The 9,711-nt window shown below is 53.9% G+C and carries 5 protein-coding genes; 3 read left to right on the top strand and 2 right to left on the bottom strand.

What is annotated here, in order from left to right; all coding sequences use genetic code 11:
- The first annotated feature begins 456 nt into the window (after nt 1-456).
- From ACR0B5_RS22710 to ACR0B5_RS22700, 3 genes are all read left to right on the top strand, one after another.
- Nucleotides 457-1,455, top strand: a complete 999-nt coding sequence (locus tag ACR0B5_RS22710) for an aldo/keto reductase (protein ID WP_480543658.1) — start codon at nt 457-459, stop codon at nt 1,453-1,455.
- A gap of 413 nt (nt 1,456-1,868) precedes the next feature.
- A complete protein-coding gene (locus ACR0B5_RS22705) occupies nt 1,869-4,394 on the top strand; it encodes a cation:proton antiporter (protein WP_480543656.1) in 2,526 nt (841 codons plus the stop codon).
- 330 nt (nt 4,395-4,724) lie between these two features.
- Nucleotides 4,725-6,404 (top strand): tetratricopeptide repeat protein, encoded by a 1,680-nt coding sequence (locus tag ACR0B5_RS22700; RefSeq protein WP_480543654.1) that lies wholly within the window; start codon nt 4,725-4,727, stop codon nt 6,402-6,404.
- A 70-nt stretch (nt 6,405-6,474) separates the two neighbouring features.
- Here ACR0B5_RS22700 and ACR0B5_RS22695 read toward each other — a convergent pair whose 3' ends face one another.
- Nucleotides 6,475-8,217 (bottom strand): adenylate/guanylate cyclase domain-containing protein, encoded by a 1,743-nt coding sequence (locus tag ACR0B5_RS22695; RefSeq protein WP_480543652.1) that lies wholly within the window; start codon nt 8,215-8,217, stop codon nt 6,475-6,477.
- 273 nt (nt 8,218-8,490) lie between these two features.
- On the bottom strand, nt 8,491-9,369 hold the full coding sequence (locus tag ACR0B5_RS22690) for a DMT family transporter (protein ID WP_480543650.1): 879 nt from the start codon (nt 9,367-9,369) through the stop codon (nt 8,491-8,493).
- Nucleotides 9,370-9,711 lie beyond the last annotated feature (342 nt).

Below are 9,711 nucleotides of genomic sequence, written 5' to 3'. Positions count from 1 at the left end.
CTTCAAGTTGACACGCGCCGCCGCTCTTAGCGAGTGGCGTCAGCTTTGTTCTGGATAGGTTCACGGTTTCCGCGGTAAACTGAGACTGGTTCGAATTCGTCTGACAGCACCCTATCGGGCGATGGGCCGTGACCACCGGATCAATATCGAACGTCGGGAGCACAATCGAATGAGGGTAAGAAGGCGGTAGAACAAAAAACCATAGTTCGAGACCGATAGTCGACCTTGAGGCGCCCAGCGAAACCTTGGCCATTGGGCCTGAAGGGCGGGAAGCAGGCATTCGCTGCGCTTAGTGCCAATGACAGCATTGCAGACTCTACAGCCGGACGCTTGCGTAGCATATTAACAAACTTCGGTGTTAGGCTATTAACTAAAATCCAGAATACCAGCGCGTTGCTATTTGGATCTCCGGTTGGTTCATGGTCAGCTACCCTTGTGACTTGTCGAAGGAAGAAAATGAAAACACGTAAACTAGGCGCAAACGGACCTGAAATCGGTGCCATTGGTTATGGCGCAATGTCGTTCTCAGACATGTATGGACCAACAAATGAGAAAGCTAGCCACGCGATCCTCAATTCGTGTCGTGACCTCGGCGTCACACATCTGGATACGGCCAACGTCTACGGCATGGGTAAATCAGAAAATGCTATCGGGTCCTATCTGAAGGCCAATCCAAGCGCCCGTGAAGAGTTTGTCATTGCGACCAAAGCGACGATTACACGCGGCTCTGACGGCAATCGCGTATTCGACAACTCGGCGGAGCATCTGGAGGCCGAGCTGGACAAGTCGTTGCTACGTCTTGGGCTGGACTGCGTTGACCTGTTCTACGCGCACCGCCGAGATCCTCGCCTTACGCCAGAAGAGACTGCAGCCAATCTTGGCCGACTGGTCGAGAAGGGAAAAACCAAAGCAATCGGACTTTCCGAAGTCGCGCCTACGACGCTGCGCCGCGCGATGCAAACCTTTCCAATCGCTGCCGTCCAATCCGAATATTCATTGTCGACCCGTTTTCCCGATCTTGGACTGGTACAGACCTGCGCCGAACTGGGTGTCGCTATGGTTGCGTTTTCGCCTGTAGGGCGGTCGTTACTGACGGATAACCCGATCCCGCGTGAGCGCATCAAAAGCCTGCCATTCCTAGCTGGCAACCCGCGCTTTATGGAACCCAACCTGTCTGAAAATCTCCGCATCACAGATGGGTTCCGAAAACTTGCGGCAGAAATGGACACGTCAGCTGCAAGTTTGGCGAATGCTTGGCTCCTGAGCCGTGGACCTCACGTCATACCGATCCCTGGAACGCGGTCTGTAGATCACTTCCGAGAGTGCATCGCAGGTGCAGAGTTGGACCTCACGAGCGCCGACCTCGAACGACTAGAAGAAGTTTTGCCCGTTGGCTGGACGCACGGGGACCGATATTCGGTAAAGCAGTGGATTGGACCAGAGAGATACTGTTAAATGGGTAGTCTGATCAGTCTTAGTTATCGACAATACGATCTTCCGTACTCAAAAATGCCGTGAGCCGACATTCGAGGCGATAAGTTCGAAACCCCGGCTAAACGCCTGCTTCGTCATGTACAGAGGTCAGCAAGACAGACCGCAGCGAACGGTAGGTGAGAGCGTTAAGTGAACGTTGCGGCGTGCTCAACCGACGACGGCTACGCGCAGGAAGCGGACTGTGCAAAGCGCGGTGGACGACATGCTCCAGGGGTTCACTTACGGAGCTCGTGTCATGGAGCGACGCGCTATTGCAAACCCTCGTAGCAACTGCACAATATGGATTGTTTAGGAGCAAACGCATGGATCGCACAAAGCCGATCCTGTTGAAGGGGCGAATTCCCTTAATTCAAGGTCTCAGGTAATACGTAGCAATGGATATTGTCGTCATTACGACCATCATCACTTCTTTTTTTGTTGTAATCGGCGTGGCGGAACCATTGGCTGCACGTATGCGCCTGCCTTACAGCGTTATCCTAGCGGTCCTGGGAATAGTCATCGGACTTGGCGCAACGTTTTTTCTCAACACTGACTTGACGGATGCACTGAACCCGGGAGCGCAGGCGATTATTGATTTGCCGATCCGGTCAGACGTCTTCCTCTATGTTTTCCTGCCAACGTTGCTCTTCCAAGCGACACTTGGCATGAACCTGCGCAGGATGCTGGATGACTGGATGCCCATCCTGATGATGGCCGTTGTAGCGGTGATTGTGGCTACCCTCTCTATTGGCTATGCGCTCAGTTGGGTAAGTGCGCTACCGCTGGTCGCCTGCCTGTTGATTGGTGCTATCGTATCGACAACGGATCCCTCGGCGGTTGTCAGCATTTTTAGGTCAATCTCCGCACCACGCAGGTTGTCGCGAATAATTGAGGGAGAAAGCCTCCTGAACGATGCTGCCGCGATTGCTCTTTTCGGGCTATTCATGAGCTTTGTGATGCTCGGCAGACCTGATCCATCACTAAGTGAAGCCGCGGGGCAGTTTCCGCTGTTGATCGCCGGTGGCGCACTCACTGGTTGGCTTATGGCGCGTATGGCGGTTTGGATGATGGCTTTCGTAGACCGTTGGGAGAAGGCGCAAATTTCAATTTCTGTAGCGCTTCCCTACCTCGCCTATATCGTTGCGGAACAAAGCGTCGGGGCTTCGGGTGTTATCGCAGTGGTGGTCACAGGACTAACGCTCAACCTCACCGGCCCCGGTCGTTTGTCACCGATCGCATGGACAAATCTGCAAGAAGTATGGGATCTCCTGGCGCACTGGGCCGGAGCGCTGATCTTTATTCTTGCAGCATTGTTGATACCGCGACTTTTGGAAGGGGTGCAGCCGTCTGACTTTGGCCTTCTGGCAGTGGTGGTTCTTGCCGCAACACTGGCGCGGGCGGCGGTTCTGTTCGGCTTGTTGCCCTTGCTCACGACAATTGGCCTGTCGCCCGTTGTGGAACGCCCCTATCGCACCGCAATGCTTTGGGGTGGGCTGCGGGGCGCCGTGACTTTGGCATTGGCACTAGCAGTCACTGAAAGCACTCAAGTACCGCTCGAAACAAAGCGTCTGGTCGGCATTTTGGCCACTGGCTTTACGCTGTTTACACTGATTGTCCAAGGGACAACCTTGCGAACGGTGATCACAAAGCTAGGGCTCGACGAACTCACTCCGCTTGATACGGCATTGTCGCGCCAGGTGGTCGCCGTCGCCTTGCAATCGGTCCGCGAGGATGTGTCCCGCACCGCGGAAAACTATGACCTGACCCACCAAATTGTAAGAATCGAAGCCAAACAATTTAGCGATCGCCTCGACGAGGCTGTAAAAGCCGCCGAAGACAGCGCGGAGATCCTTGATCGCGACCGGATTACACTTGGCCTTATTGCGTTGGCCGGTGCAGAGAGGGATTCCGTTTTGGCCCGAATGCGAGAGCGCACCATGTCATCCGTTCTCAGCGAAAAAATTCTGTCAGACGCGGATCGGCTCATTGAAGGCGCAAGGACCGGTGGGCGGATCGGCTATCAGCGCGCGTCCAATCGATCCGTCGTCTACGGAAAATCTTTTCGGATCGCTGTGTTCCTGCGCAACCGCCTACGAATCTCGTATCCGCTCACTCGTATAACAGCGGACAGGTTCGAAAGACTGCTCATGCAACGCCTGATCCTTCGGGATCTCGATGGGTTTGTCCGTGGTCGTATACGCCGGATCCACGGTCGCCGGGTTGCGGAGTTGCTAGACGACCTGTTGGAGCGCCGATCCGAGGCGGTTGAGACAGCGCTTGAAGGATTGCGGCTCCAATATCCAGGCTACGCGGAAAAGCTAGAGCGGCGGTTCATCCGAAGGACAGCATTGCGACTGGAGGAGCGAGAATATGCGGTCATGCGCGAGGACGGCCTAGTAGGCGAAGAGCTCTATTCAGTGTTGATGCAGGAAGTGGCCGCACGACGAGCTTTATCTGAAGGGCGTCCGGTCCTGGACATCGCCCTGAAGGGGAGGGATCTGGTCAGGCAGTTTCCACTATTCTCTGATCTCGACAAAGCTTCAATGCGAAAACTCAGTAGAGCGCTGCGTACCCGTTACGCCAACGCGGGTGACACGATCCTCTCCAAAGATGAATTGAGCAGGAGTGTGTTTTTTATCGCGTCTGGAGCCGTCGAAGTGGAGTTTGGCAGACATACCACACGGTTAGGTCGTGGCGAAATGTTTGGGCAATTGGCCATGCTAATGAAACGGCCCCGTCGCGTGAGCGTGCGAGTGTTGGCACCCTCTACATTGCTTGTGCTCGACGAAGCACGTTTTCGGAGATTGCTCCGGCGTAGTAAAGCCATGCGGAACTCTGTCAAGATGAGCGCCAGCAAACGCATGATCGACCCTGCGGTGTTGGACCTGGACGAGCATGAAGGTTCTCCTGATCAAGGATAGCTGTAAAGAAAGCTCATCAATTGGAAAGGAACCGCTACAAGATTTCTTTTCATTTCGCGGAAGTGCGATGCCCGCTTTGGGCCGGGTGTGGGCACTGTTGTGCGCTGAGTGGACGGCGGCTCTGCTGGCATCTCTGAAATTGCAAACTCTTGTTACGAATGTCCGCATGGGGCTGTGACCAGCCAATCACGCAAGCCGCAGAGAATGGCAAAACGGAGCCCATAGCGGAAGTGTTCTGATACCAGCCTAATAGATTTGCGCTCTGCGGATATGCTGCGGGAGACAATGCAGATCTTGCAAACTAGTATCAAACGAAACAGGAGTTTTCACTTGAAACGTCGCTTGGCTGCTGTGCTTGTTCTTGATATCATCGGTTCGGCCGAGCTTACCGCCGCCGACGAAGAAGGCATGCATGCCCGAATTATGTCTTTGCAGGACAATATCATCGCTCCCCAAGTGTCGGCACGGGAGGGGCGTGTAGTCAAGTACCTTGGCGACGGTGCGTTGGCTGAGTTTCCGTCGGTAGTGAATGCCGTTCAGGCTGCGACCGACATATTGCTGCAGAACAGGGCACACGAAGAGACGTTGCCTGAAGGGCAGCGAATTCACTTACGCGCAGGTGTGAATCTTGGTGATGTTATCGTGCAAGATGGTGACGTTCACGGAGAGGGTGTCAATATCGCCGCGCGACTGGAAGGGCTGGCGGACCCAGATGGCTTATGCATTTCGGCGCTGGCTTATGAAGGCCTGGGGCCGAAACGAGCACATGAGTTTGCCGATAGTGGTCCATACAAGGTTAAGAATATCGACAAGCCTATTCGGGTGTATCGGTGGCGCAGCGGACGCGATAGCAGTATTGATTTGCGTATAGTGGAAGTAAAGCCAACCATAGCGATCGCTCCATTCAGACATGGCTCCATCCGTAGTGAAATTGAAGAGCTGTCCAGCGGTCTGGGCGAGGACATCGCAATAGCGATCGGCACCGTTGCACAGCTTACGGTGGTTGACGAGAGCCGCAGTCTCGAGCCTCCACGATATCGGTTGAGTGGCAGTATCCGCTCCGCAGGAGAACGCGTGCGAGTGCAATGTATGCTCGTAGATCAGTTTTCCGGCGTGCAGGTCTGGGCGCAGCGCTATGATCGTTCTGGCAGAGACTTGTTTGAACTGCAGGATGACCTTGCGCAGAAGATTGTCATCGATGTGCATACGACGCTCGGCGCCGGCAGCTATACGAACCGATGGCAACATGGCACTCACAATTTTGAAGCTTGGCGCCTGAGCGCAAGAGCGTTTACGGAGTTCCAAAAATACTCTCCGGATGCAATGGAAAAATGCATTGGCATCTGGACGGAAGCACTGGAACGCGATCCCGATTTCCCGACACCTCGTATCGCAAGATCCTATTGCCGAGCGCGCATTGCACTCTGGTCGCCTGAACGCGCCGAGCAACTCCTATCCGCGGCCGAAGAAGACTTCACTATCGCGTTTGCAACCTCGGAAGAGGATGATAGCAGACCGTATTCGTTGCTTCGGGCAATCCGTATAGCTAGGAAAGATTACGACGGAGCGGTCGCGGCAGCTACCGAAGGACTGGCCCGTGAGCCGTCGAATCCGGCAACGCGAGCGACGTTGGCCTATGCATTGTTTATGGCGGATCGCAGTGAGGAAGCCCTGACCGAGATCCGAAAGGCAACATCTGAGATCGTGAACTACCCAGGCTGGTTTTCAATGATTAAGATACTCAGCTTGCTGTTTACTGGTGAAGTTACTAGTGCCCGCGAAGAAGCAGAAGCCATCGTGGCGCGCCAACCGGACTTCTATGCGGGCCGTCCCCTTCTGGCTGTCTGTCATGTGGAAAGCGGCGCTATTGAAGCGGCAAAAGCCGTAGCCAGCATCGCTAAGGCGCGGGACAGCAAGTTCTCGGTCGACACACTAGTGTCATCTTTCGGTTTGAAGAGTGCGCAAAACAGAGAGCGACTGCGCTCGGCACTTGTTGAGGCTGGGTTTTAGACGCTCAATCAAAGTTTCCGACTAGCTGGTTCGAACACAAAGTCGTTTCATTTTGCCTCACGACCTCCGCTCAAAGAGATAGCCCCGCCCTATGCAAACCGGTAGCCAGAAGCTCGAAATCTTCCGGTCGACGCCACATGCTTTCAAAGCCTCGAGCAAGCGTGGAAATATTTTCTTCGACCATTTCAATGCCTCGGCTTCCAAACTCATCTCTACGTTCCGAAACAAAGTCCTTCAAGGCTACCGCAGCCTCAGTTTGACGTCCAAGGTGTGCATAAGAAGCCGCCACGAAAGCTGCGGCTAAAGAGTTGAGGCGAGCCTCGCCAATCAGCAAACCGAGTGCAGCCTCGAAGTTTCCAAAAAAGAATTCCACTTGTCCCATTATCCAATCTATGGCCGGCGGATGTAGCGGGTCCAATCGCATCGCTTCTGATACGACCTCAAGCGCCTTTTCGTGCCTTCCCAACAAAAGAAATGCATAGCCACACCATGCCATGGACTCTGCTTCGTTTTCGATCAGCGCTAGCGTTTTCTCAAACTGTGCGTCGGCTTCATCCCAAAGCTTGGCGCAGAGATAAGCATACCCAAGCTGGTCCTGAATGTAGGGGTCCCGGTTATCCAGCGCCGCGCCCTTCCGTGCAATGTTTAGTGCGTGGTCAGGAGCATCTGAGTCAGCCAATCCTAACCAGAGGTCGATAACATAGGTGTCCGAGAGATACATATAGGATCGCGCGATAGATGGATCGAGTGCGACTGCCCGTTCCAGCAAAGCGCGAGCTTTTGCTGTATCTCTGGCATTTAGACCATCGCGAAGAGCCTTGCTTCTCAGCATCAAGTCATAGGCCTTCATCTCGTCCACTGATTTCTGCGCCGAGCGGTCGACAAAATCATGTTGTACTCGCCCGGGAAGTACCGCCACGATGCTGCGGGTGACTTCGTCCTGAACGGATAAGATGTCTTCCAATTCGCGGTCGTAGCGTTCCGACCACAACTGCGCACCAGTGACTGCATCGGCGAGCTGTACGGATATCCTTACCCGGCTTCCAGCTTTTCGAACACTGCCTTCAACGAGATAGTCAGCACCTAGAGCTGTGGCTATACCAGCCGGATCCATATCTTGTGCTCTGAACCGGAACGACGCGTTCCTCGAAATAACCTGAAGGGTACGAAAGCGCGACAAACCAGTGATAATGTCTTCCGCGATTCCGTCGCTGAAAAAAGCCTGCTCCGGGTCGTCGCTCATGTTGTGTAGCGGCAGAACAGCGATGGCGGCTTTATTGACGGATGCCGGTTTCGGCGGCTCGGCACTTTCTCGTTTCTCTCCCGCGATGCGCCAAGCGCGCAACGGCTCAGAAACATTTTTAACAGAATGTGTGCCTGTGTCCTCCCAGGCAACCGGAATTCGGTTGCCGACAACGCGATAAACAGCGTCGGACACGAGCACACCTCCCGGGTCCGCAAGTTGCTCCAATCGCGACGCGAGGTTAACGCCAGAACCGAAGACATCACCATCCTGCATGATGATGTCACCGAGATTTATGCCAATGCGGAATTTTATCGGGTCGGGTTCTTCCGGGGGGTTCTGTTGCCATTCAACCGCACAGGAAACTGCATCTGCGGCACTGCTGAAATAGGCCAGGAGGCCATCACCCATTAGTTTGAAGATATGCCCGCGGTGACGTTTTATGAGAGGCGCAATCGTCTCATCTATTCTAGCAGACAAGGCGGAAAGTGTGCCTGACTCGTCTTGCTCCATCCGCCTCGTGTAGCCGACCATGTCAGCCGCTAGAATTGCTGCAAGTTGGCGCTCCACACTGTTCCTCCTATCTCCTGCATATCGGTCGTAGAGCAACAAAACCATGCGAAACTGACAAGCCCGCTTCGCAACCCTGCAATAACGACCGCCGTGTCCGGAGTGCTGTCATTCAGCGCAGCTTTCTCCAATGTCTGCTTCGCGGACAAAGCGCCAAATCGCGAGAATTGCACCAAGTTCAACTTTGAGTACTTATTTCGTCCAAGCGGTCGATTGTTTATTTGATGATAGGTGTTGTTTTGCGTTCAGACAATTCGATGTCTCTCAGGACGCTTACTTTGATCTTTTGGTCGCCAAGAAGACGCCAAATCCAGCGACAACCATCCCAACCCAAGCAATTGGCGGCATAACTTCTCCGAGGACCAGCCAAGCAACAGCTGCCGCTCCCGGTGGGACTAGAAAAAAGAGCGCGGAAACTTTTGACACCTCCCCGGCGCGGATCATGGCAAGCAACAAGCCAACGGCGATGAGTGAACTTGCAATGATGAGATAGACCAGCGACGCAAAAAGCTGCCAAGTCCAAGTGATCTGCATGGTTTCAAAGGCGACCATGAATGGCGCAACCCCCAACAAGCCTGCCGTAAACCCGACCAAATTTGCAGTGACAGGATGATGCGAAACTCCGAAGCGTTTTTCCCACAAGGTTCCGCCGGTAATACCGATCAGGGCGAGTGCGGCGAAAAGAAAACCAAACAATGGCGGTGTAGCTACCTCCGACCTTGCAGTAATGACAAGAACCGCCCCCGTCAGGCCAAGGGCCAATCCGGCCCATTGCCGCCAGCTCACACTTTCACCTGCCCAACGCGGTGCGATCAGGCTGGTCAGAATGGGCTGCATAGCGAGGATAAGGGCCAGTGTTCCAACCGACAAACCTGCATCAAACGACATGTAACACATGCCAAAATACATCGCCTGAAGCAGAAAACCAACGATGGCCAAGTGTATCCACTCTTTAGGTGATTTTGGCAGCGGTGGGCGCAGGATGGCAAACAAGCCCGCCATAATCACCACTACGCAGGCAAAGCGCAGTGCTAGGAAAGTCATCGGCTCTATATATCCGAGACCGAACTTGGCACCGACATAGCCGGTTGACCACACCGCCACAAATATACCTGGTGCAAAAATAAGCCATGTGGGCCGGTCGGCGGACAAGAAAAATACCCTCGGCAAGTGTTGGTGTCGGACATCAGGGAATATTCACGCGAACTCCGAAATACACTGAGCATGGAAATAGTGAAAATGAAATGGTTTAGCAGACATCTATCTTGCCATATCGCGTGACAAGAAATCCTTCGCTACCTAAATGGTGGCAGTATGGAATTTCCGATCATTGGACCGAAGGAGTTGTTAATACCGTCAGTTTTACCAGTCAGCTCTTTAAGAACTTCGGGCGTGTGAGAAACTGACCTAGGTGGTCGAAAAAGCATCGCTCAGGAAAGCAAACGCCTTTGAATATACGCTAGGTGCCTCGGATTCACGTGGTCCGGCTACGTT

Source organism: Ruegeria sp. AG1, assembly GCF_056541705.1.
Note: the sequence above shows the minus strand (reverse complement) of the source record. Positions and strands in the feature narration are given on the sequence as shown.